Origin of the sequence: Massilia orientalis, assembly GCF_030411975.2 — a bacterium.
GTDB classification, from domain to species: Bacteria; Pseudomonadota; Gammaproteobacteria; order Burkholderiales; family Burkholderiaceae_D; genus Telluria; species Telluria orientalis.
On record NZ_JASNRB020000006.1, the window covers coordinates 361,909 to 385,637 of the forward strand.

24 protein-coding genes are annotated in these 23,729 nt (G+C 66.7%); 21 read left to right on the forward strand and 3 right to left on the reverse strand.

Annotated elements, in window-relative coordinates; all coding sequences use genetic code 11:
• The first annotated feature begins 21 nt into the window (after window positions 1-21).
• The 10 genes from rseP to QPK29_RS12175 all read left to right on the forward strand — a co-directional run bounded on the left by rseP (window position 22) and on the right by QPK29_RS12175 (window position 10,733).
• On the forward strand, window positions 22-1,380 hold the full coding sequence (rseP, locus tag QPK29_RS12130) for an RIP metalloprotease RseP (protein ID WP_371768407.1): 1,359 nt from the start codon (window positions 22-24) through the stop codon (window positions 1,378-1,380).
• Window positions 1,381-1,520: 140 nt separating this feature from the next.
• Entirely contained in the window at window positions 1,521-3,881 is a 2,361-nt protein-coding gene (gene bamA, locus QPK29_RS12135) for an outer membrane protein assembly factor BamA (protein ID WP_160407675.1), read from the forward strand.
• 35 nt (window positions 3,882-3,916) lie between these two features.
• Complete coding sequence (locus QPK29_RS12140) at window positions 3,917-4,438, forward strand: OmpH family outer membrane protein (RefSeq protein ID WP_082577389.1); 522 nt, start codon at window positions 3,917-3,919, stop codon at window positions 4,436-4,438.
• Window positions 4,439-4,529: 91 nt separating this feature from the next.
• Window positions 4,530-5,588: a UDP-3-O-(3-hydroxymyristoyl)glucosamine N-acyltransferase gene (gene lpxD, locus QPK29_RS12145; RefSeq protein ID WP_056135245.1), complete on the forward strand. Its 1,059-nt coding sequence runs from the start codon at window positions 4,530-4,532 to the stop codon at window positions 5,586-5,588.
• The gene (gene fabZ / locus QPK29_RS12150) at window positions 5,585-6,070 is read left to right on the forward strand and encodes a 3-hydroxyacyl-ACP dehydratase FabZ (protein WP_056135243.1); all 486 of its coding nucleotides are present in this window, start codon (window positions 5,585-5,587) and stop codon (window positions 6,068-6,070) included. The genes lpxD and fabZ overlap by 4 nt, the downstream gene beginning before the upstream one ends.
• The gene (lpxA, locus tag QPK29_RS12155) at window positions 6,070-6,858 is read left to right on the forward strand and encodes an acyl-ACP--UDP-N-acetylglucosamine O-acyltransferase (RefSeq protein WP_056135241.1); all 789 of its coding nucleotides are present in this window, start codon (window positions 6,070-6,072) and stop codon (window positions 6,856-6,858) included. Before fabZ ends, lpxA begins: the two co-directional genes overlap by 1 nt.
• Window positions 6,842-8,014 carry a lipid-A-disaccharide synthase gene (gene lpxB, locus QPK29_RS12160; protein ID WP_056135238.1) on the forward strand — a complete coding sequence of 391 codons (1,173 nt, stop codon included), beginning with the start codon at window positions 6,842-6,844 and terminating at the stop codon, window positions 8,012-8,014. Before lpxA ends, lpxB begins: the two co-directional genes overlap by 17 nt.
• Window positions 8,011-8,682, forward strand: coding sequence for a ribonuclease HII (gene rnhB / locus QPK29_RS12165; RefSeq protein ID WP_371768408.1), 672 nt, complete (start codon window positions 8,011-8,013; stop codon window positions 8,680-8,682). Before lpxB ends, rnhB begins: the two co-directional genes overlap by 4 nt.
• Window positions 8,679-9,470: a TrmH family RNA methyltransferase gene (locus QPK29_RS12170; protein WP_371768409.1), complete on the forward strand. Its 792-nt coding sequence runs from the start codon at window positions 8,679-8,681 to the stop codon at window positions 9,468-9,470. Before rnhB ends, QPK29_RS12170 begins: the two co-directional genes overlap by 4 nt.
• A gap of 51 nt (window positions 9,471-9,521) precedes the next feature.
• A complete protein-coding gene (locus QPK29_RS12175; RefSeq protein WP_371768410.1) occupies window positions 9,522-10,733 on the forward strand; it encodes an EAL domain-containing response regulator in 1,212 nt (403 codons plus the stop codon).
• Between the two features lie 178 nt (window positions 10,734-10,911).
• Here the strand turns inward: QPK29_RS12175 and ppsR are convergent, their stop codons facing one another.
• Window positions 10,912-11,760 (reverse strand): posphoenolpyruvate synthetase regulatory kinase/phosphorylase PpsR, encoded by an 849-nt coding sequence (ppsR, locus tag QPK29_RS12180; protein ID WP_056135226.1) that lies wholly within the window; start codon window positions 11,758-11,760, stop codon window positions 10,912-10,914.
• Between the two features lie 274 nt (window positions 11,761-12,034).
• Between ppsR and ppsA the strand changes: the two genes are divergently transcribed.
• Window positions 12,035-14,488: a phosphoenolpyruvate synthase gene (ppsA, locus tag QPK29_RS12185; RefSeq protein WP_371768411.1), complete on the forward strand. Its 2,454-nt coding sequence runs from the start codon at window positions 12,035-12,037 to the stop codon at window positions 14,486-14,488.
• Between the two features lie 61 nt (window positions 14,489-14,549).
• Here ppsA and QPK29_RS12190 read toward each other — a convergent pair whose 3' ends face one another.
• Window positions 14,550-15,503, reverse strand: coding sequence for a tetratricopeptide repeat protein (locus QPK29_RS12190; RefSeq protein WP_371768412.1), 954 nt, complete (start codon window positions 15,501-15,503; stop codon window positions 14,550-14,552).
• On the opposite strand from QPK29_RS12190, the gene QPK29_RS12195 reads away from it, so the two are divergent.
• The 6 genes from QPK29_RS12195 to QPK29_RS12220 all read left to right on the forward strand — a co-directional run bounded on the left by QPK29_RS12195 (window position 15,502) and on the right by QPK29_RS12220 (window position 18,271).
• Entirely contained in the window at window positions 15,502-15,693 is a 192-nt protein-coding gene (locus tag QPK29_RS12195) for a hypothetical protein (RefSeq protein WP_056135220.1), read from the forward strand. The genes QPK29_RS12190 and QPK29_RS12195 overlap by 2 nt on opposite strands.
• Window positions 15,694-16,056, forward strand: coding sequence for a hypothetical protein (locus tag QPK29_RS12200; protein WP_371768413.1), 363 nt, complete (start codon window positions 15,694-15,696; stop codon window positions 16,054-16,056).
• Window positions 16,057-16,198: 142 nt separating this feature from the next.
• The gene (locus QPK29_RS12205) at window positions 16,199-16,621 is read left to right on the forward strand and encodes an NfeD family protein (protein WP_056135214.1); all 423 of its coding nucleotides are present in this window, start codon (window positions 16,199-16,201) and stop codon (window positions 16,619-16,621) included.
• Complete coding sequence (locus QPK29_RS12210) at window positions 16,618-16,977, forward strand: hypothetical protein (RefSeq protein ID WP_371768414.1); 360 nt, start codon at window positions 16,618-16,620, stop codon at window positions 16,975-16,977. The genes QPK29_RS12205 and QPK29_RS12210 overlap by 4 nt, the downstream gene beginning before the upstream one ends.
• A 25-nt stretch (window positions 16,978-17,002) precedes the next feature.
• Window positions 17,003-17,926, forward strand: coding sequence for an SPFH domain-containing protein (locus QPK29_RS12215; protein ID WP_056135209.1), 924 nt, complete (start codon window positions 17,003-17,005; stop codon window positions 17,924-17,926).
• 90 nt (window positions 17,927-18,016) lie between these two features.
• Entirely contained in the window at window positions 18,017-18,271 is a 255-nt protein-coding gene (locus tag QPK29_RS12220; RefSeq protein ID WP_371768415.1) for a hypothetical protein, read from the forward strand.
• Here the strand turns inward: QPK29_RS12220 and QPK29_RS12225 are convergent.
• Complete coding sequence (locus QPK29_RS12225; RefSeq protein ID WP_371768416.1) at window positions 18,268-20,442, reverse strand: TonB-dependent receptor; 2,175 nt, start codon at window positions 20,440-20,442, stop codon at window positions 18,268-18,270. The genes QPK29_RS12220 and QPK29_RS12225 overlap by 4 nt on opposite strands.
• Before the next feature lie 105 nt (window positions 20,443-20,547).
• Here QPK29_RS12225 and QPK29_RS12230 point away from each other — a divergent pair, with 105 nt between their 5' ends.
• The 4 genes from QPK29_RS12230 to lepB all read left to right on the forward strand — a co-directional run bounded on the left by QPK29_RS12230 (window position 20,548) and on the right by lepB (window position 23,718).
• A complete protein-coding gene (locus tag QPK29_RS12230) occupies window positions 20,548-21,720 on the forward strand; it encodes a PepSY-associated TM helix domain-containing protein (RefSeq protein WP_371768417.1) in 1,173 nt (390 codons plus the stop codon).
• Complete coding sequence (locus QPK29_RS12235) at window positions 21,717-21,908, forward strand: hypothetical protein (RefSeq protein ID WP_056135200.1); 192 nt, start codon at window positions 21,717-21,719, stop codon at window positions 21,906-21,908. Before QPK29_RS12230 ends, QPK29_RS12235 begins: the two co-directional genes overlap by 4 nt.
• A gap of 55 nt (window positions 21,909-21,963) precedes the next feature.
• Complete coding sequence (locus QPK29_RS12240; protein WP_371768418.1) at window positions 21,964-22,932, forward strand: alpha/beta hydrolase family esterase; 969 nt, start codon at window positions 21,964-21,966, stop codon at window positions 22,930-22,932.
• A gap of 99 nt (window positions 22,933-23,031) precedes the next feature.
• Window positions 23,032-23,718: a signal peptidase I gene (gene lepB / locus QPK29_RS12245; protein WP_371768419.1), complete on the forward strand. Its 687-nt coding sequence runs from the start codon at window positions 23,032-23,034 to the stop codon at window positions 23,716-23,718.
• The last annotated feature ends 11 nt before the right edge of the window (window positions 23,719-23,729 follow it).

The following is a 23,729-nucleotide window of genomic DNA, read 5'->3' on the forward strand; positions in this document are numbered from 1 at the left end:
GGGCCCTGACGGGAGAGTGTCATGAACCTGATCCACACCCTGCTGGCATTCCTGCTGGCGCTGGGACCGCTGATCGTCTTTCACGAACTGGGCCACTACGTCGTCGCGCGCCTGTGCGGCGTCAAGGTGCTGCGCTTCTCGATCGGCATGGGGCGCATCGTGTGGTCGCGCCGCTTCGGTCCGGACCAGACGGAATGGGCGATCTCGGCGCTGCCCATCGGCGGCTACGTGAAGATGCTCGACGCGCGCGATCCCTCGACCGCGCCGACCAACGACGCGGACCTGCCGCGCGAATTCACGCGCCAGAACGTGTGGAAGCGCATCGCCATCGTGGCGGCGGGCCCGATCGCCAACTTCATCCTCGCCATCGTCGTGATGGCGGCGCTGTTCATGCACGGGAAAGAGGAGCCGGGCACGCGCCTGCGCGCGATGCCGGAGGCGTCGGCCGTGTACAAGGCGGGCGTGCGCGGCGGCGACGTCGTCACGGCCGTCAACGGCAGGCCCGTGCAGTCGTGGACGGAGCTGCGCTGGGAGATCGTGCGCGCCGCCATCGACAAGCATGCGGTTGAACTGACCTTGCGCGGGCCTGGCCCGAACTCGGCGCCGTACCGCGCCGTGCTGCCCGCGGACCGCATGGCCAGCCTGGACGTCGACAGCGACGTGCTGGGCGTCCTCGGCATGCAGCTGTGGCGCCCGCGGCCCAGCGTCGACAAGGTGCTGCCGGACGGCGCCGCCGCGCGCGCGGGCCTGCGCCAGGGCGACCTCGTGACCTCGATCGACGGCAAGAACATCGCCGACGGCATCGACTTCATCGAAGCCGTGCGCGGCGCCGCCGGCAAGACCCTGCTGGTCGGCGTACAGCGCGGCGCGGAAGGAAGCACTGCGTCGCTCGTGCTGCCCCTCACGCCGGACCGCGATCCGCAGTCGGGCAAGGGCCTGGTGAAGCTGATGATCGCGCAGGCGCCGGAGATGGTGACCGTGAAGGCGGGGCCGCTGGAGGCGTTCGCGAAGGGTGCGCAGCGCACGTGGGAGACGAGCGCGATGACCGTCAAGATGATCGCGAAGATGATCGTGGGCGAGGTCTCGCTGAAAAATGTAACCGGCCCGATCACGATCGCGGACGTGGCCGGACAGACCGCCCGCTCTGGCCTGGAGCCGTTCCTGGAGTTCATCGCCTTCATCTCCATCAGCCTGGGTGTAATGAATCTGTTACCAATTCCCGTTCTGGACGGTGGCCATTTGCTGTATTATTCGCTGGAAGTTTTGACCGGGCGCCCCTTGCCCGCGCGGATCGGCGAGATCGCGCAGCGTGCCGGGGTCGGCCTGCTGTTCATGCTGATGGCGCTTGCCGTCTTCAACGACCTGGTGCGACTGCTCTGAACACACGGCACTCCGATATGCACGCTGCGCCTGCGGCGTGCACCGGAGTGTCCGGCTTAAGCAGATGTTCGGCTCGAGCAGACCATGCACCGGCGAAGAACAAGTAACGTTGTCCAATGACTGACCCATTGATCTAACCGATGAATTTACAACCCGAACGTTTTGCCCAGCCGCGTTTTGCCTTGCCCTCCCGTCGCAGCATGATCGGCGCAGCCGTGCTGGCCCTCTGTGCCGGTCACGCCGCCGCCGTCGCTCCCTTCGTCGTGAAGGACATCCGGGTCGAAGGCATCCAGCGGACCGAGGCAGGCACGGTGTTCAGCTACCTGCCGGTGCGCGTGGGCGAGACCTTCGACGACGAAAAAGGCACGGCGGCGATCAAGGCGCTGTATGCCACCGGCTTCTTCAAGGACATCCGCCTGGAAGAAGAAAACGGCGTGCTCGTGGTCCTGGTCGAGGAACGTCCGGCCATCGCCGCCGTCGACTTCACCGGCACCAAGGAATTCGAAAAGGACATGCTCGTCAAGGCGCTGAAGGACATCGGCGTCGGCGAGACCAAGATCTTCGACAAGGCCTCCGTCGACCGCGCCGAGCAGGAGCTCAAGCGCCAGTACCTGTCGCACGGCCTGTACGGCGTCAAGATCACCACGACCGTCACCCCGATCGAGCGTAACCGCGTGAACGTCATGTTCAACGTGGACGAGGGCGACGTCGCCAAGATCAAGCAGATCAACATCGTCGGCAACAAGGCGTTCTCCGACAAGGAACTGCGCCAGCTGCTGCAGCTGAACACCTCCGGCTGGTTCACGTGGTATTCCAAGGCCGACCAGTACTCGAAGCAGAAGCTGACGGGCGACCTGGAGACCATCAAGTCGTGGTACCTGAATCACGGCTACCTGGAAGTGAACGTGGAGTCCACGCAGGTCTCGATCACCCCGGACAAGAAGGACATCTACCTCACCATCAACATCACGGAAGGCGAGAAGTACACCGTCTCCGGCGTCAAGATGGATGGCGAACTGTTCGGCCGCGGGGAAGAACTCAAGAACCTGATCCTGCTGAAGCCGGGCCAGACGTATTCCGGCGACCTGCAGGAAGCATCGAACAAGCGCATCGCCGACCGTCTCGCGAGCTTCGGCTACGCGTTCGCGAACGTCACCGCGAACCCGGAAATCAACCGCGAGAAGCGCGAAGTCGCCTTCACGTTCTTCGTCGATCCGGGCAAGCGCGCGTACGTGCGCCACATGACCATCTCGGGCAACACGATCACCCGCGACGAAGTGATCCGCCGCGAATTCCGCCAATTCGAGAGCTCGTGGTACGACCCGAACCGGGTGAAGCTGTCGCGCGACCGCGTCGACCGCATGGGTTATTTCAAGGACGTGACGGTCGAGACGCCGGAAGCCCAGGGCACCAACGACGCCGTGGACGTGAACATCGCCGTCGTCGAAAAGCCGACCGGTAACTTCATGGTCGGCGGCGCGTTCTCGCAGGCGGAGAAATTCACCTTCACCGCGTCCGTCACGCAGGCCAACTTCGCCGGCAGCGGCAACACGGTCGGCATCGAACTGAACACCAGCCGATACAACCGCACGATCTCGTTCGCGCAGACGAACCCGTACTTCACCGACGACGGCATCTCGCGCGCGTTCCAGCTGTACCTGCGCACGTCGCGTCCGCCGGCGCTGAACATCGGTTCGTACACCGTGCGCCAGCAGGGCGGCAACCTCACGTTCGGCGTGCCGTTCTCGGAAATCGACACCGTCTACTTCGGCGCCGGCCTGGAAAAGACCCGCCTCGAGACGGACGAGAGCTCGCCGACGCTGTACCAGCAGTTCGTGATGCAGAACTCGAAGGACCCGATCGCGAAGGCGACGGGCGTGGGCGAGGCGACGACGAATGCGATCCCGCTGACCGTGGCCTGGGGCCGCGATTCGCGCGACTCCGCCATCACGCCGACGCGCGGCCGCTACCAGCGCGCCAACCTGGAAGTCGACCTCCTCGGCGACTCCAAGTACTACCGCGTGGTGTACGAGCACCAGTGGTACCGCCCGATCACGCGCTGGATGACCCTCGCGCTGAAGGGTGAGCTGGACTACGGCGCGGGCCTCGGCGGCCACGCGTACCCGGTCTTCAAGAACTTCTACGGCGGCGGCATCGGTTCGGTGCGCGGCTACGAGAGCTCGTCGCTCGGTATCGTCGACCCACGCACGTACGACGCCCTGGGCGGCGCCAAGCGCGTGATCGGCAACGCCGAGCTGCAGTTCCCGTTCCCGGGCAGCGGCCAGGATCGCTCGCTGCGCTGGTTCACCTTTGCCGACGGCGGCCAGATCTACCAGGAGCACGAACCGATCCGCACGTCGCAGCTGCGCTACTCGGCGGGTATCGGCCTGTCGTGGATTTCCCCGGTGGGCCCGCTCAAGTTGAGTTATGCTAAGCCCTTGAACGCGAAGGAGGGCGACCGCCTTGAGCGCTTCCAGTTCCAGATGGGTACCGGTTTCTGACCGGGCCTGTCGTCGAAACAAGGATTGCGAAGAATATGTTGAAAAAATCGTTAGCCGCGCTGCCGCGTAGCCTGGTGCTGGCGCTGCTGTGCGCCGGTGCGATGGCGCAGGCGTCCGCGCAGAGCGGGATGAGCCGCATCGGCTTCGTCTACACCGAGCGCCTGATGACCGAGTCCAAGCTGGCCAAGGCGGCGGACGCGAAGCTGCAGTCGGAATTCTCCAAGCGCCAGAAACAGCTCGACGACGCAGTGCAGAAGTACAAGGTGAGCCGCGAGAAATTCGACGACGAAGCGCCGAAACTCTCCGACGTCGATCGCACCAAGCGCACGCGCGAGCTGCTCGACATGGAGAAGGACGTGCAGCGCATGCAGCGCGAGTACAACGAAGACCTGTTCCAGCGCAAGAACGAGGAGCGCGCCGCCATCGCGCAGAAAGCCTATAAACTGATCGAACAGGTGGCCGAGCAGGAACACCTCGACGTCGTGCTGCAGGAAGCCATCTGGACCAGTCCGCGCATCGACATCACCGACCGGATCCTCAAACTGCTCGACAAGTAAGCATGTGAGCATGTGAGCCAACACGCTTCCCGGATGCCGGCCGGCTCGTTGAGCGGCCGGCAGTTTTCACTTCTTTTACGGAACGACCACGATGGGCACTCGACTGGGTGATTTGGTCGAACGCTTCGGTGGCCAGCTGGTAGGTGACCCGGACCTCGAGGTCCAGGGCATCGCACCGCTCGACGGCGCCGGCGCTTCGCACATCAGCTTTCTCAGCAACAGCAAACTGCGCGCCCTGGCCGCGCAAAGCGGCGCCGCGGCGCTGATCGTCTCGCCGCTGGACGACGCCACCGTCGCCACGACCTATGCCGGCGCGCGCATCGTCACCACCAACCCGTACGCCTATTTCGCCCGCGTCGCGCAGTACTTCGTGGCGCTCGAGGAAGTCGTGCCGCCGCCGGGCATCCACCCCAGCGCCGTCGTGCACGAGACGGCGCGCATCGCCCCGACCGCGCATATCGGCCCGAACGTGACGATCGAGGAGGGCGCCGCGATCGACGCCGGCGTGCGGATCGACGCCGGCTGCTTCGTCGGCCGGGAGGCGGAGATCGGGGCAGACACGCATTTGTTCGCGAACGTGACCTTCCACGCGCGCTGCAGGATCGGCAAGCGCGGCATCCTGCACTCGGGCGCCGTGATCGGCACCGACGGTTTCGGCTTCGCGCGCGAGAACGGCGTGTACATCAAGATCCCGCAGACGGGCCGCGTGCTGCTGGGCGACGACGTCGACGTCGGCGCCAACACGACCATCGACCGCGGCGCGCTGGACGACACGATCATCGAAGACGGCGTGAAGCTCGACAACCAGATCCAGATCGGCCATAACTGCCGCATCGGGGCGAATACGGCCATGGCCGGCTGCGTGGGGGTAGCCGGCAGCGCGAAGATCGGCAAGAATTGCACGTTCGGCGGCGCGGCGATGGTGCTGGGGCACCTGGAAATCGCGGACAACGTCCATATCTCCTCGGGCAGCATGGTGTCGCGCTCCGTGCTCGAGCCGGGGCAGTACACGGGCTTTTATCCGCTCGCCAAGAACGCCGAATGGGAAAAGAGCGCCGCCATCGTGCGCAACCTGTCCTCGCTGCGCGAGAAGATGCGCAGCCTGGAAAAACAGATCAAACAATTGACGGAACCATCAGAACAAAAATGACGACTGAAGCCACCACCGCGACCAACAAGACCCTGGGGATCAACGAGATCAAGGAATACCTGCCGCACCGCTACCCGATGCTGCTGGTGGACCGCGTGGTCGACTACGAGATCGGCAAGACCATCACCGCCATCAAGAACGTGACCGCCAACGAAGAATTCTTCAACGGCCACTTCCCGCACAAGCCCGTGATGCCGGGCGTGCTGATGATCGAGGCGCTGGCGCAGACCGCAGCGATCCTGTCGTTCATGACCATGAACGTCAAGCCGGACGAGAACTCCGTCGTGTACTTCGTCGGCATCGACAACGCGCGCTTCAAGCGTCCGGTCGAGCCGGGCGACCAGCTCAAGATGGACATCGAGATCCTGCGCACCTCGCGCGGCATCTGGAAGTACAAGGCTGTCGCCAGCGTCGACGGCAAGGTCGCCGTCGAAGCTGAGCTGATGTGCACCATCCGCGCGAACGAGAAGGCAGGACAGTGATGAGCAAGGTCCACCCGAGCGCGATCGTCGATCCGAAGGCGGAGCTGGATTCCACCGTCGAAGTCGGCCCGTATTCGATCATCGGGCCGGACGTGCGCATCGGCGCGGGCACCGTCGTGGGCCCGCACGTCGTCATCGAAGGCCACACGACGATCGGCCGCGACAACCGCATCTTCCAGTTCGCGTCGCTGGGCGCCGCCCCGCAAGACAAGAAGTGGGCCGGCGAACCGACCCGCCTGGAAATCGGCGACCGCAACACGATCCGCGAATTCTGCACGTTCAACCTCGGTACCGTGCAGGATGCCGGCGTGACGCGCCTCGGCGACGACAACTGGATGTCCGCGTACACGCACCTGGCGCACGACTGCCAGGTCGGCAGCAACACGATCTTCTCGAACAATGCGCAGCTCGCGGGCCACGTGCACGTGGGCGACTGGGCGATCCTGTCGGGCTACTGCGGCGTGCACCAGTTCTGCAAGATCGGCGCGCACGCGTTCATCGGCATGTACACGAGCCTCACGCAGGACGTGCCGCCGTTCGTCCTCGTCTCCGGCAACCCGGCCGAGGCGCACGGCGTGAACATCGAAGGGCTCAAGCGCCGCGGCTTCACGCGCGAGCAGATCAACGCGATCCGCACCGCGTACAAGACCATCTACCGTTCCGGCCTCACGCTGGAAGAAGCCAAGGCCAGGCTGGCGGAAGAGGAAGCCGCCGCCGGCGACGCCGCACAGCACATCCGCGCGCTGCGCGACTTCCTCGACAACGCGAGCCGTGGCATCGTCCGCTGAAGTCACGAAGCTCGCGCTGGTCGCCGGCGAAGTTTCCGGCGACCTGCTCGCGGCGCGCCTGATGGCGGGCCTCAAGCCGCATCTGCCGGACGTCAGCTTTTCCGGCATCGGCGGTCCGCGCATGCTGGAGCAGGGCCTCGCGTCGGACGTCCCGATGGACACGCTCACCGTGCGCGGCCTGCTGCCCGTGCTGCTGCGCTACCGCGAACTGAAGGGCATCCAGAACCGCCTGCGCGACCGCCTGCTGGCCGAGCGTCCGGCCGCGTTCATCGGCGCCGACTACCCCGGCTTCAATCTCGGCCTGGAAGAGCAGTTGCGCGCGGCCGGCATCCCGACCGTGCACTTCGTCGGCCCGCAGATCTGGGCGTGGCGCGGCGGGCGCATCAAGAAAATCCGGCGCGCCGTCTCGCACATGCTCGTGATCTTCCCGTTCGAGGAAGAGATCTATCAAAAGGCCGGCGTGCCCGTCACGTACATCGGCCATCCGCTGGCGGAGACGATCCCGCTGGTGCCCGACGTGCTTGCCGCGCGCCGCCAGCTCGGCCTGCCGGAGAACGCGCGCGTCGTGACCGTCATGCCGGGCAGCCGCATGTCGGAAATCAAGTACCTGACGGAGCCCTACGTCCGGACAGTCCAACTGCTGGCGGCGCGGGATCCGTCCGTGCGCTTCATCGCGCCGATGGCGGGCGAACGGCAAAAAGCGTATTTTATGGAGCTGGTGGCGAAGGCCGGTCTGCCGAATTTGCTCAATGAGGTGCCGCTGCAGCTCGTCGACGGCGAATCGCATGCGTGCATCGCGGCGGCCGACGCCGTGCTGGCCGCCTCGGGCACCGCGACCTTGGAAGTGGCGCTGTACAAGAAGCCGATGGTGATCGCCTACAAGGTCTTGCAGGCCGAGTGGCTGCTCATCCGGAACATGGGTTATCTGCCGTGGATCGGGCTGCCGAACATCCTGGCGCGCGACTTCGTCGTGCCGGAATTCCTGCAGCACGCGGCCACGCCGGAAGCGCTGGCGGAGGCCGTCTGGTTCCAGCTGACGGACGAGAACAACCGGGTGAGGCTGCAGCAACGCTTCACCGAAATGCATCACAGCCTGCTGCGCGACAGCGCGCGCGAAAGCGCCCGCGCCGTGCTCGAGGTGATAGGCAAAGCATGAGAAAGAAGACCTTCGATTTCTACCCAGGCCTGGCGAAGAAGAACCGGCCGTTCACGCTGGACGACATCGTCTGCGGCGTGGACGAGGCCGGACGCGGCCCGCTGGCCGGCCCCGTGTTCGCGGCCGCCGTGATCCTCGATCCGGCCCGTCCGATCGAAGGCTTGCGCGACTCGAAAAAACTGACGGAAGCACGGCGCGACGAGCTGGCGCCGCTGATCAGGGAGCACGCGCTGGCGTGGGCCATCGCCGAGTGCTCGCACGCGGAAATCGACACGCTGAACATCCTGCAGGCGACGATGCTGGCGATGCGCCGCGCCGTCGAACAGCTGGCGACCGTGCCGACCGTCGCCCTCATCGACGGCAACCGCTGCCCGCAATTCGCGCCGCACATCCGCGCGCACGCGGTGGTGGAGGGCGACGACAAGGTGCATGCGATTTCCGCCGCGTCGATCCTCGCGAAGACGGCGCGCGATGCGGCGCTCGTCGCGCTGCATGACACGTATCCGCAGTATGCGTTCGACCAGCACAAGGGCTACTCGACGGCGCTGCACCTCGCGCGCCTGCGCGAGCATGGTCCGAGTCCGGTGCACCGGCGCACCTTCGCGCCCGTGCGTGCGTTGCTCGAACCCGACCTGTTCGGGGAGCTCTCCGCATGGAGAGCAACATGAAGAGCGTGACCTCCCGCGACAACCCGTTTTATAAAGAGCTGAAACACCTCGCGGGCAGCAGCCAGGCCCTGCGCAAGGCCGGCCGTTCGCTGCTGGACGGCGTGCACCTGTGCCAGGCCTACCTCGACCTCGTCGGGCAGCCCGTGCACTGCATCGTGTCCGAGGGCGCGCTGGCGAATCCCGAAGTGGCCGCCATCGTCGACCGCGTGACGGCGCCGGCCACGTCGCTGCCGGACGCGCTGTTCGGCGCGCTGTCGCAGGTCGAACACGGCATCCATCTGCTGTTCCTCGTCGAGACGCCGCGGCCGGTTCGTCCGGACGCCCTGGTGCAATCGGCCGTGCTGCTGGACGGCGTGCAGGACCCGGGCAATGCCGGCTCCATCCTCAGGAGTGCCGGCGCGGCGGGCATCAGGCAGGTGTATTGCAGCCCCGGCACCGCGTCGTGCTGGTCGCCGAAGGTGCTGCGCGCCGCGATGGGCGCCCATTTCGTGCTGGAGATCTTCGAGAACGTCGACCTGGCGGACCTGATCCGGAAGGCAGGGGTGCCGGTGCTGGCGACGAGCGGCTATGCCAGCGAGCGGATCTACGACGTCGACCTGTCCCGCCCCGCCGCCTGGCTGCTGGGCCATGAAGGGCAGGGCGTGTCGGATGCGCTGCTGGACCTGGCCACGCACCGCGTCGTCATCCCGCATGCGGGCGCCGTGGAATCGCTGAACGTCGCCGCGTGCGCGGCCGTGTGTTTCTTCGAGCAGCTGCGCCAGCAAACGACGAAACTCCAGCGGGCATAGACGCGACAAGCCCGTTCGGTTACGCTTCGTGCAGGTCAAGACGGAGTCATGATGGACATGGGGCAAACGCAGTTGCACTCTTTGCACTTCCTGGTCGCGGAAGCGGACCCGGTGCAGCGCCGCGCGCTGATCGAGGCGCTCGGCCAGGTGGGCGCCACGCGCGTCACCGACGTGCCGGACGGCCCGATGGCGCTGCGCACCCTGCAGGCGGGTTTTACCCCGAAGATCGACGTCGCCGTCATCGACCTCGACCTGGGCGGCATGGACGGCCTGGAACTGCTGCGCGCGATCGCCGCGCTGAAGTCGGAGGTGCGGCTGATCGTCGTCGGCGCCCAGCCGGCAAGCGTGCTGTTCTCCGTCGAGAGCCTCGCGCAGGCGCATGGCGTCGACCTGCTGGGCACCGCCGCCAAGCCCGTCACAAGCACGAAACTCAAGGCCTTGCTGGACAATTACCAGGCGCCGCGGCGCGCGCCGGCGGCAGCGCCCGGCCCCAGCTTCACGTTCGCGGAAGTGGGCATGGGCCTGCAGAAGCGCCAGTTCGAGCCGTTCTTCCAGCCGAAGATCGAACTGGCGACGGGCCAGGTGAAAGGCCTGGAGACGTTCGCCCGCTGGCGCCATCCCGAGCACGGCGTGCTGGGGCCGTCGTCCTTCATCAGCGCGCTGGACGCGAACAACCGCGTCGACTTCCTCGACTGGACGATGCTGGAAATGTCGGTGGAACGGTGCCGCCGCTACCATGACCAGGGCATCCCGATCTCGATTTCCCTGAACCTGGCGCCGGAGACGCTGGCGCATCCGCATTTCGTCCGCCAGGTGACGTCGACGATGCAGCGCCACGGCGTGCTGCCGGACTACCTGACGTTCGAGATGACGGAAACCGCTATCCTCAGCTTCGACGCCGACTTCATCGAACGCCTCGTGCGCCTGCGCATGATGGGCTTCGGCCTCGCGGTCGACGACTACGGCACGGGGCGCTCGAACCTGCAGATCCTGGCGCGCATCCCGTTCTCGGAACTCAAGATCGACCGTTCGTTCGTGGACGGCGCGTCGAAGAAGCGCCAGCTGGGCACCGTGCTGAAATCGTGCCTCGGGCTGGCGCACAGCCTCGATCGCATGTCCGTCGCCGTCGGCGTGGAGACGCGGCAGGACTGGGATTTCCTGCAGGGGCTCGGGTGCACGTATGCGCAGGGCTACCACATCGCCAATCCGATGCCGGCCGACGAATTTCCCGGCTGGCTGGAAGACTGGCGCCATTTCTTCTAGAAGAGGGGTCAGAGCCCGGTGTTGCTGGTTGGGCTCTGACCCCGGTGTTCGGACGCGCCGCGGGTTTGAACCGGGGTCAGAGCCCCAAAAGAAACACCGGGCTCTGACCCCTGCGCTGACCCCTGCGCTGACCCCTGCGCTGACCCCTGCGCTGACCCCTGCGCTGACCCCTGCGTTACTAGTATTCGCGGCGGTCCGGCTTGATCTCCTGGAGGATGGTCGTCGCGATCTCTTCGATCGACTTGGTGGTCGACGACAGCCACCGGATCCCCTCGCGCCGCATCAGCTGCTCGGCCTCGTTCACCTCGTAGCGGCAATTCTCCAGCGACGCATACTTGCTGCCCGCGCGCCGCTCGTTGCGGATCTCGGACAGGCGTTCCGGCGTGATCGTCAGGCCGAAGATCTTGTGCTTGAACTGCGGCAGCGCCGACGGCAGCTTGTTGCGTTCGAAATCGTCCGGGATCAGCGGGTAGTTCGCCGCCTTGATTCCGTACTGCATCGCCAAGTACAGGCTGGTCGGCGTCTTGCCCGAGCGCGACACGCCCACGAGGATCACGTCCGCGTCCGCCAGGTTCTTGTGCGACTGGCCGTCGTCGTGCGCCAGCGAGAAGTTGATGGCCTCGATGCGGTTCTTGTATTCCTCCGTGTCGACAACGTTGTGGATGCGGCCGATCGTGTGCGTCGACTTCACCCGCAATTCCTGCTCGAGCGGGGCGACGAACGTCTGGAACAGGTCCATGTGCATGCCCTGGGCCGCGCGGATCACGGCCGACAGGTCGTGTTTCACGAGCGTGGAAAACACGATCGGGCGCTGGTTGTCGGCGATCGCCGCGTCGTTGATGCGACGGGCGGCCGCGTAGGCTTTGTCGATCGTGTCGATGAAGGGCAGGCGGATCTGCCGGAAGCGCATCTCGAACTGGCTCAGCACCGCGTGGCCGAAGGTTTCCGCCGTGATGCCCGTGCCGTCGGAAACGAAGAAAACGGTGCGCGCGGCGCCCGGACTGCCTGGGGTGTTAGCGAAAGACATGATGTTTTTTAGACAGATAATGACAAAGTTGCAGCTGGTTGGGCTGTGAAACCCGGGCGCGCGCGGTAAAATGCTCGGGAACGGGTTGTTGGATTGTGCTTTACGACGCCAAGAATAACAAGAAATCCCCCGGAAACTCGACCAGCCTGCCGCGCGAAGCCCGCCTTGAGCAACGATTGCTCGGCGCGCCGCCGCTGCCTAGCCAGGCTCGTCCGTCATCCGGCCGTCGGCGCATCCGCCGTACAGATTTCCATCATCAAAAAGGTGTTTTACCATGACTAACCTGTCGAATGCAGTATTGAAGGCGCCCGATCCCACAGCGGCCGGCACGAGCGAAGCGGTCTACGTCGCCTCGTTCGAGACCCTGCGCATGACCGACGTCGAGTCGGTCGGCGGCAAGAACGCGTCGCTCGGCGAGATGATCAGCCAGCTGGCCGAGGCCGGCGTGCGCGTGCCGGGCGGCTTCGCCACCACGGCCCAGGCGTTCCGCGACTTCCTGAACCACAGTATCGATGGCGGCCCTTCCCTGGGCGACCGCATTGCCCAGCGCCTCGAAGGCCTGGACATCGACGATGTGCGCTCGCTGGCCACGGCCGGCGCCGAAATCCGCCAGTGGATCGTCGACACCCCGTTCCAGCCGCGCCTGCAGGCCGAAATCGAAGCCTTCTACGACCGCCTCGTCGCCGATTCGGACACCGAAGTGTCGTTCGCCGTGCGCTCGTCCGCCACCGCGGAAGACCTGCCGGACGCCTCGTTCGCGGGCCAGCAGGAAACGTTCCTGAACGTCGTCGGCATCGACAACGTGCTGGAAGCGATGAAGCACGTGTTCGCGTCGCTGTACAACGATCGCGCCATCTCGTACCGCGTCCATAAAGGCTTCACCCACGCCGAAGTCGCGCTGTCGGCCGGCGTGCAGCGCATGGTCCGTTCCGACACGGGCGCCGCGGGCGTCATGTTCACGATCGACACGGAATCCGGCTTCCAGGACGTCGTGTTCGTCACGTCGAGCTACGGCCTGGGCGAGACCGTCGTGCAGGGCGCCGTCAACCCGGACGAGTTCTACGTGCACAAGCCGATGCTGGAACAGGGCAAGAAGCCCGTCATCCGCAAGAACATCGGTTCCAAGCTGATCAAGATGGAGTTCACGAAGGAAGCCAAGGCCGGCCGCTCCGTGCAGACCGTCGACGTGCCCATCGAAATGCGCAACCGCTACTCGCTGCTAGATGAGGAAGTCGTCGAGCTGGCGAAATATGCCGTCATCATCGAGAAGCACTATCAGCGCCCGATGGACATCGAGTGGGGCAAGGATGGCCGCGACGGCAAGCTGTACATCCTGCAGGCCCGTCCGGAAACCGTGAAGTCGCAGCAGAAGGCGACGGATTCCCAGCAACGCTTCAAGCTGAAGGGCACGGGCACCGTGCTGACCTCGGGCCGCGCCATCGGCCAGAAGATCGGCGCCGGTCCGGTGCGCGTCATCAACGACCCGTCCGAGATGGAAAGAGTGCAGCCGGGGGACGTGCTGGTCGCCGACATGACGGACCCGAACTGGGAGCCCGTGATGAAGCGCGCCTCCGCCATCGTGACGAACCGCGGCGGCCGCACGTGCCACGCGGCGATCATCGCCCGTGAACTGGGCGTGCCGGCCGTCGTCGGCTGCGGCGACGCGACGGAAACGCTGAAGGACGGCACGTTCGTGACCGTGTCCTGCGCCGAAGGCGACGAGGGCCGGATCTACGACGGCCTGCTGGAAACGGAAGTGACGGAATCGGCGCGCGGCGACCTGCCGGCCATCCCGACCAAGATCATGATGAACGTCGGTAACCCGCAGCTCGCGTTCGACTTCCAGTCGATCCCGAACGGCGGCGTGGGCCTGGCCCGCCTGGAGTTCATCATCAACAACAACATCGGCGTCCATCCGAAGGCGATCCTCGAGTACCCGAACATCGACAACGACCTGAAAAAGGCCGTCGAGTCGGTGGCGCGCGGCCACGCGTCGCCGCGCGCGTTCTACGTCGACAAGCTGGCCGAAGGCGTCGCGACGATCGCCGCCGCGTTCTGGCCGAAGCCCGTCATCGTGCGCCTGTCCGACTTCAAGTCGAACGAGTACAAGAAGCTGATCGGCGGTTCGCGCTACGAGCCGGACGAGGAAAATCCGATGCTGGGCTTCCGCGGCGCCGCGCGCTACCTGGCCGAGGACTTCGCCGAGTCGTTCGAGATGGAATGCATGGCCATGAAGCGCGTGCGCGACGAGATGGGCCTCACCAACGTCGAGATCATGATCCCGTTCGTGCGTACCTTGGGCCAGGCCGAGAAGGTCATCGCGCTGCTGGCGAAATATGGCCTGAAGCGCGGCGAGAACGGCCTGCGCGTCATCATGATGTGCGAAGTGCCGTCGAACGCCATCCTGGCCGAGCAGTTCCTGGAGTACTTCGACGGCTTCTCGATCGGTTCGAACGACCTCACGCAGCTCACGCTGGGCCTGGACCGCGACTCCGGCATGGAACTGCTGGCCAAGGACTTCGACGAGCGCGACCCGGCCGTGAAAGCCATGCTGACCCTGGCGATCAAGGCCTGCCGCGCGAAGGGCAAGTACGTGGGCATCTGCGGCCAGGGGCCGTCGGACAACCTGGACTTCGCCGTGTGGCTGATGGAGCAGGGGATCGAGTCGATGTCGCTGAATCCGGACTCGGTGATCGATACGTGGCAGAAGCTGGCGTCGATGAAGTAAGCGTCGCCGGCTGCCTATGAAAAGCCGCTGCGAGGTGCTGGTCACCTTGCAGCGGCTTTTTTCATGCGTGGGCTTCCGATCCGTGCAATTGGTGGAACGCGCGTTCAAACTCATCCAGGTGGCGTGCAAGAGGCGGCGGCGAAACGGCGCGCAGGCGCCCCAGCAGCGCCTCGCCTTCGGCCACGCGCTCCGTTTCCAGGCAGGCGCGCAGCAGGTGGAACGCGGCCTGCGGACCGTGCCGGGTGGGGTCGTAGACGGGGCCGACGAGCGTGACGATCAGGCCCGTGTGGCCATACTGCCCCAGGTCGGCCGCCATCGTCATCAGGGCGCTGCCGTCCACGTCCTCCTCGGCCAGCACGGCCGTGTACTGCTCGCGCGCCGCCGGGAGGTCGCCGGCGGCGAGGTGCTGCCGGGCCAGCAGGAGCCGCGCGCGCCAGCTGCGGGGGAGGGCGCACGCCTCCTGCAGCGCCTGCAGGAAGCCCGCTTCGCCCGCGCGCGCGCGCTCGACGGCCAGCCAGCCGTTCAACCCGTGCTCGAAGTTCGGGTCGAGCCGGATGGCACGCCGCAACAGGTCGGACGCGCCGGCCGAGTCTTCCCGGTCGTGCTTCACCTTGGCCAGGTTGGTGAGCAGCGCGGCCGTCTCGCCGCAGGTCCGGATGCCGGCCTGCAGCACGGCCTCGGCCTCGTCATGCCTGCCGCTTTCCAGCAGCACGATGCCGTGCGCGACATGGCTGCGTTCCGGCAGGCCGTCGATCTCGACGAGGCGCGCGGCCGCCGTCAGCAACTCGGGCGCGAAGCCGTCGGACAGCGCGGTAAGGATGGTGCCGTACAACGCGTCCGCCGTGTCCCAATGCTGCTTGAGTTGCGGATGCAGCACCTTGTCGCGCCATTCCTCGCGCGACATGATCACCTGGCGGCCGTGTTCGTCACAGGCCGTGATGACATCGTCGATGGCGGGCGCCGGGGCGGCGGCGGTCGTGCGGGTGCGGAAGGCGGCGAGCAGGCGTCGGAACATGGCGGATCTCCAGAAGGCGATGCATCGCATTATTGGCGTTGATTTCCGCATGGCAATTGATTTTCCGCGGCAAGCGGGTCACGACGCGATATGCATCAACGCGGGCACGATGTTGAGCCTGAAGCAACAAGTTGTTGACTTGTTACGGAAAAACGTTACACTTTGGCAAATAGTTTTGTCGAGGATGTGAATGAAGCGCCTGGCCTGGTTGACAATCATGATGGGAGCACTGTGGGCAGGGGCGGGTCATGCCGCCGATGCCAGCCTGTGCAAGTCGATGTGCAGCGCCGAGAAGCGAGAATGCCGGGCGAATGCGGAGGAGCTGGCCCGGGAAGACGGCGGCTCGCTGCTCGACCTGCCCGAGAAAAACCCAATGGCGCGCGCGGCACAGGAGCAGGTGCCTTCGGAAGCGGCGCGGGCGCTCGGCAATGCGGGCACGCAATCGCGCCGGATCGGCAAGGCGGGCAATTGCGACGACGCCTACCTGCGCTGCACCCGTGCCTGCGCCGCGCCGGCCGACGCCGAACTCGTCAAGCCGAAGCAGGACCGTTGACTCCGCGCACAGACGCGCTAGACTGGCGATAACGATTTGATCACCGACACGATCATTGAACCCGATATCAATCACGCGACCCTCGTCACCCGTAGCGGGCGGCGGGGGTTTTTTATCTTTCGATCCGACCACGGAGGGAACCATGGCTGACTGGATGGGCTGGCTGGTAGCGGCCGGCGTGCTCGTGATCCTGGAGCTGTTCACCGGGACGTTTTACCTGCTGATGATCGCCATCGGTCTCGCGGTCGGCGGCGTCGTCGCGCTCGCCGGCGCCGGCGGTCCCGGGCAGGCGATCGCCGCCGCCGTGGTCGGCGTGCTCGCGACGGGGCTGCTGCACCGCTCGCGCTTCGGCCATCCGGCGCGGGCCGATGCGCAGCGCGACCGCAACGTCAACCTGGACATCGGCCAGCGCGTGACCGTGCCCGCCTGGGACAACGGCCGCGCGCGCGTCATGTACCGCGGCGCGCTGTGGGACGTGGAGCTCGGGCAGGGTGTCGCGCCGCATGCGGGCGAATTCCGCATCGTCGAGGTGCACGGCAGCCGGCTCGTGGTGGGCAATCCATGACCAAGACGCACGTCCTGACCCTGCTGGTGGCGTTGACCCTCGTGTTCGGCGTCGTCGACGCGCGCGAGATGGCGCTGGGCGTCCAGTCGAACGGCTGGGCCGTCCTGTCGACGGTGCTGTTCAGCTTCCTGAGTTTCTGCTGGTACCGGCTCGACAGCGACGCCCACCAATACCGCCGCACGGCCCTGCTGAACGTGGGCGTCGTGATGCTCGCGATCGTCGCCGTGCCTTATTACCTCGTGCGCAGCCGTCCGGCCGGGCAGAAGGGCCGCGCGCTGCTGCGCCTGGCCGGCTTCTGCCTCGTGCTCGTCGTCGCGGCGGGGCTCGGCAGCGTCGCCTACGAACTGCTCGCCTGACCCACCTTTTCAAGGAAGGAAACCCATGGAATTCACGTTCGGAACCGTCGCGCTGGTGATCTTCATCGTCGCCATCGTGTTCGTCATCAAGACCATCAACGTCGTCCCGCAGCAGCACGCATGGGTGGTGGAGCGGCTCGGCAAGTACCACGCTACCCTGGCGCCGGGCCTGAACATCGTCGTGCCCTTCGTCGACCGCATCGCCTATAAACACAGCCTGAAGGAGATCCCGCTCGACGTGCCGCCGCAGGTCTGCATCACGAAGGACAACACGCAGCTGCAAGTCGACGGCATCCTGTATTTCCAGGTGACGGACGCCATGCGCGCGTCGTACGGCGCGTCGAACTACATCCAGGCCATCACCCAGCTGGCGCAGACGACCTTGCGTTCCGTGATCGGCCGCATGGAACTGGACAAGACGTTCGAGGAGCGCGACCACATCAACACGACGATCGTCAACGCGATCGACGAATCGGCCGCCAACTGGGGCGTCAAGGTGCTGCGCTACGAGATCAAGGATCTCACGCCACCGGCCGAGATCCTGCACTCGATGCAGCGCCAGATCACGGCCGAGCGCGAGAAGCGCGCGTTGATCGCCGCGTCGGAGGGCCGGCGCCAGGAAGCCATCAACATCGCGAGCGGCGAGCGCGAAGCGGCCATCGCCCGCTCGGAAGGCGAGAAGCAGGCCGCCATCAACCGCGCGCAGGGCGAGGCCGCGGCCATCATCGCGCTGGCGGAGGCCAGCGCCAGCGCGCTGCGCCAGGTCGGCGAGGCGATCCGCTCGCCGGGCGGCATCGATGCCGTCAACCTGCGCGTGGCCGAAGAGTATGTGCACGCCTTCGGCAACCTGGCCAAGACGAACAACTCGATCATCGTTCCGGCCGACATGGGCGACATGAGCGGCCTGATCGCGTCGGCGCTGACGATCGTGAAGTCGCAGAAGGCGTGATGATGATCAACGGCAACTTCAGCCGCTTCCGCAAGCTGTCCGACGTCATCGAATCGCGCTGACGGATTCGCCGCGGCGCAAGGAGCCGCGATGAGTCACCGGCGTGCCGTGTTGTGGATCATGGTCCCGATGGCCGGCACGGGCCTGCTCGATGCCGGCCATGCCGACGCCGCCGCGCAGCTGCACCCCGTCGTCGGCGGCGCCGTCAGCTACCTGGGCTTTTTATGGTACCGCGGCGACAGCGATGCGCGCGGGTTCCGCGGGTCGCGCTGGCTCGGCGTGGCGGTCGTCGCCTTCACGGTCGCCACGGGGGTGGGCATGGCCATCCACGTCGGCCTGGCTTAGAGGTCGACCGTCGCCGACACGGTGAACGTGCGCGGCGCGCCGAGCACCAGATAGCCGTAGCCCGGATAACCGCCCGCCGACGCCCAGTAATGCCGCCCGAACGCATTGTCCACGCGCGCCCGCACGGTCACGTCGCGATCGAGCACGCGTGTCGCATACGTGGCGCCGAGGTCGAGGCGCGTCCACGACGGCAGCTTCTGCGTGTTGGCCGCATCCGCGTACTGGTGCGACGTGTAAACGGCGCGCGCGTTCAGCGACAGGCCGGCCACCTGCGGCACGTCCCAGTCGGCGCCGAGGTTCAGCTGCGTGCCGGGCACGCCGATCGCGTCCTTGCCCTCGTTGATTGCGCCCGCCGTGCGGCGCTGTTCGGCGTCCAGCAGCGTGAGGCCGCCGAGCACGCGCAGGCCGTGCATCGGCAGGCCGAACACGGACAGTTCCAGGCCCTGGTTGCGCTGTTCGCCGAATACACCGAACACGCCGTTCTCGATATAGCCCAGCGGCTGCGCCGTCGAGAACAGCGCGGCGCTCATCCCCAGCTTGCCGCTGTCGTACTTCACGCCCACTTCCTTCTGGCGCGACGTGTATGGCGCGAAGATCTGGCCCTGGTTGATGACGTTGACGCCCGCTGCGGTCGGGCCCTGCTGCAGCGCCTCGATGTAGTTCGCGTAGATCGACACGTTCTTCAAGGGCTTGTAGACGATGCCCGCGACCGGCGTGTTGGCGCTTTCGTCGTATGCGCTGTTCTGCGCGCCCGTGTTGTAGTCGTAGCCGTAGGCCTTGATGCGCTGGTGGCGCACGCCGGCCGTGACGCGCACGGTGTCGTCCAGGAAGGACAGCGTGTCCGCCACCGCATAGCTGGACAGGATGCTTTTGGCGGTCAGCAGCGGATTCGCGAGCGCGCCGCCGACGAAGGCATTGGCGGCCGGCGCCGCGACGTCGACAGGGTGGACCAGGTTCGAGCGCCAGCCGGCGAAGTCGCCGAACGCATACGCATTGTCCGACTTCGATTCGAACGCGGACGCGGTGGCGCTGACCGTGTGCTTGACGGCGCCGGTCGCGAAGTCGCCGCGCACGCCGATCTCGCCCGTGCGCACGTTGTCCTTGCGCTCGTTGTCGAAGCGCGTCATCACGGTGCCGCCGTCGTTGCCGGTCGTCGTCGGCGACGAGATCACGTTCGATTCGCGGCCTTCGCGCGCCCCCAGCGCCGCCCATGCGACGACATGCGGCGCCAGGTCGACTTCGCCGCGCAGCGTGCCGAACGTGTCGCGTTCGTTCGAGTGCGTCCACGGCTGGGCGAAGTTGCTGTCCGCATCCGGCGCGGCCGGGATCGCGAGGCCGGCACCCACGGTCACGCTGGGGCGGCCGTTGCGCAGTCGATGATCCTGGTAGCCGACGTCCGCCGACACGCGGTAGTTGTCGCCGCGGTAGTCCAGGCCGACGGAGAATACGGACAGTTCGCGCTGCTCGCGGTCGACGGCCGTGTCGCCGTCGCGGCGGACGGCGTTGACGCGGATGCCGGCGCGGTTGTTCGGGCCGAAGCGGCGCGCCACGTCGGCCGCGACGTAAGCCTGGCCGCCCGATTCGACGCCGACCGTCACTTCATTCAGCGGGGCGTTCGGCGCGCGCTTGGGCAGCAGGTTGATCATGCCGCCGATGCCGCCGCCGCCCGGCGCCGCGCCGTTGATGAAGCTGTTCGCGCCGCGCAGCACTTCCACGCGCTCCAGCAGTTCGCTGGCCACGAACTGGCGCGGCAATAAACCGTATAAACCGTTATACGCGAGGTCGTCCGAGTTCACCGCGAAGCCGCGGATCACGTACAGCTCCTGGTAGTTGCCGAAGCCGCGCGCCACGCGCACGGACGGGTCGTTCTGCACGACGTCCGCGACGCTGCGTGCCTGCTGGTCCTGGATCAGCGCGTGCGTGTAATTGGTGGCGTTGAACGGCGCGTCCATGATGTCCACGTTCCCCAGCAGGCCGAGACGCCCGCCGCGCGCCACCTGGCCGCCGGCATAGGCGGACGGCAGGCCCTGCGCCGACGCGTCGGCGGACGCGGTGACGACGACCGTGGCGATGTTGTCGTCAGCCGTCTGGGCCGAGGCGGAGGCGGCGAGGAGGAGGGCGCCGAGGGCGATCGGCGTGAGGAGGGTGCGGGGGAACGGTACGCGCTTCATGGCAATATTGTTTGATTAATGAGAATAATTCTCATTATACGGAGCGTTCTTGCATTCGTAAATGAGAACTATTATTATCTAGGCTCAGCCGCAACAATCCTTCCCATGTCTCCCGCATACCTCCGCCGCTGGTCCTGGATCCACACCTGGAGCAGCCTCGTTTGCACTGTCTTCATGCTGCTGCTGTGCCTGACGGGCCTGCCGCTGATCTATCGCCACGAGATCGGCCACCTGCTCGGCAACGACATCGAAGCGCCGCGGCTGGCGGCCCCGCAGGCGCCGGCGAGCCTCGACCGCGTGATCGCGGCCGGCCACGCGCGCTATCCGGACAAGGTCATGATGTACATGTCGCAGGAGCCGGACGAACCGTCGCTGTGGTTCCTGACGATGGGCGCCCACGCGAACGACCCGGACTTCAAGAGCATCGCCATCGACGCGCGCACCGCGCAATTCGCCGGCGAGCCGCCGATCGAGGGCGGCGGCGTGATGCAATTCCTCTTCCACCTGCACGTCGACCTGTTCGCGGGCCAGTGGGGTCATCCTATCCTGGGCAAGCTGTTCCTCGGTTTCATGGGTCTGCTGCTGCTGGTGGCCATCGTGTCCGGCGTCGTGCTGTACGCGCCGTTCATGCGCAAGCTGGAATTCGGGACCGTCCGCCAGGGCCGCACGGCGCGCCTGAAATGGCTCGACCTGCATAACCTGCTGGGCATCGTCACGCTCGCATGGGCGCTCGTTGTGGGCGCGACGGGTGTCGTGAACACGCTGGCCGACGTGTTGCTGAAGGTGTGGCAGGTCACGGAGATCGCCGAGATGACGAAGTCGTACGCGGGGCAGGCCGCGCCCGCGACGCTGGCGTCGATGGCGACCTCGGTGCGCCATGCGGAAGCGGTGGCGCCGGGCATGCGCGTCGGCTTCATCGCGTTCCCCGGCACGCCGTTCGCGACCCCGCACCACTACGGCGTGTACATGCATGGCGACGCGGCGCTGACGTCGCGCCTGTACCAGCCGGTGCTGGTCGACGCGCAGACGGCCGCCGTGACGGACCGCAGGGAGCTGCCGTGGTACCTCAAGACCTTGCTGCTGTCGCAGCCGCTGCACTTCGGCGACTACGGCGGCGCCGGCATGAAATTCGTGTGGGCCTTGCTGGACGTGGCGACGATCGTCGTGCTGGGCAGCGGCCTGTATCTGTGGCTGCGGCGCGGGCGCGCGGCGGCGCGGACCGCACGCGCGCAGGCGGACGTCGCGCCCGCGCTCGCACGTGAAGGAGAGGTGCGATGACGGCGTCGTTTCGCCGCCTGTGGGGCATGCCGCTGCTGCTGGGCGCGGCGACGGTGTTCGGCCTCGTCGCCGGGCTGCTGGAAGACGGCGTGTGGGACGTGATCGCCGCGGCCGCGCTGGCGCTGCCGGTGCTGGTCGGGGCCTGGTACGCGTTCCGCCCCGCGCGACCTGTCGATCCGGCGAGGTGACGGCCGCGCCGGCCCGTGCGACCATCGCCGTTCCGATTCGACGAGGAGGTGGCAGATGGCAGGTTCGATTCCACGGCTGGCGGCATGCATTGCGCTGATCACCGCAACGGCGGCGCATGCCGCCGAGTACGCGGCGCACACGCTGGCGCGGCCGGAAGGCGAGCGCCGCTACCTCGTGCTCGACCCGGGCGCGCCGGACGCGCCGGGCAAGCGTCCCGTCGTGATCCTGCTGCATGGCCACGGCGAAGCGGCGGCCGCGGTCCTCGGCCGCGCAAGCTTCGGCGGCTACACGCCGCGCGACTGGGCGAAGCTGGCCGAACGCGAGCACCTGCTCCTGATCGCACCGGAGGGCGTGAAAGGCAGCGACGGCAAGGTCGCATGGAACGACTGCCGCGGCGATGCCGCGACCAATGCCACGACCGACGACGTCGGCTTCATCGGCGCGCTGATCGACAAGGCCGTGACGGACTTCAAGGTCGATCCGCGCCGCGTCTACGTGTTCGGCTTTTCGAACGGCGGCGGCATGGCGTACCGGCTCGGCATCGAACTCGCGCCGCGCCTCGCGGCCATCGGCGTGCAGAGCGCCCTGATGCCGGCCAGGAGCCGCTGCGCGGCGCCGGCCCGGCCGGTCTCCGTGTTCATCCTGCACGGGACGGGCGATCCGATCGCGCCGTACGGCGGGGGCGAGGTCGGCAACTGGCTCACGCGCGGGCGCGGCTCGGGCCTCGGCGCGGAGGCGACGGTGGCGGCATGGCGGCAGGCGGACGGCCTGTCCGACGCGCCGGCCACCTTCCGCTTCCCGCATCTGCGCACCGACGACCCGACGACGGCCACGCGCATGGTGTGGGGCCCGGACCCTGCCGGCGTGCAGGTCGAGTTCCTGCGCGTCGACGGCGGCGGCCATATCAGCGCCTCGACGGAGGAGGAGCTGCCCTGGCTGTTGAAGAAAATCCTCGGCCCCATGAATCACGACGTCGACACCGCCGACGAGGCGTGGCGCTTCTTCCGCACGAAATCCAGGTGACGCGGCGCGCATGCATACGGGCGGCTTAATTCTCGGTTAAGGCAAGGCGCGTATAACATCGGCAGAGCGACAAGAACATTCCACGAGCGGGAGACCTGAATGAAGAACTGGGCGCGCAACAACAAGGGCTTTCTGGCGTTTCTCGTCCTGTTCGGCGTGTTCCGCACGGCGGTCGCGGACTGGAACCCGATCCCGTCCGCGTCGATGCATCCGAACCTGCTGGAAGGCGACGTGGTGCTCGTGAACCGCCTCGCGTTCGACCTCAAGGTGCCGCTGACGAACGTCGTGCTCGCGCACCTGGGCGAGCCGCAGCGCGGCGACATCGTCACGTTCCGCTCCCCGCGCGACAACACCCTCTTGATCAAGCGCGTCGTCGCGCTGCCGGGCGACGTCGTCGAGATGCGCAACGAACGTTTGTACATCAACGGGAAGGGTGCCGACTACCGCGTCGTCGAACACTCGCTCGACTCCGTCGGCGGCACCGCGATGCGCGCGCTGCAGCTGGCCGAGACGTGGGGCGGCAAGGCCGCGCGCGGACCGCGCCACATCCAGATCATGCCGGACGTGCTGGCGCCGCGCACCTTCGGTCCCGTCACGGTGCCGCGGGGCGAATATCTGATGCTGGGCGATAACCGCGACAACAGCGCCGACTCGCGCGTGATCGGCCTCGTGCCGCGCAAGCTGCTCGTGGGCCGCGCCGAACGCGTGCTCGTCTCGGCCGACTACCAGGGCAACTGGATGCCGCGCACCGAGCGTTTCGGCATGTCGCTGTACCATCCTGACTGATCGCGTGCGCG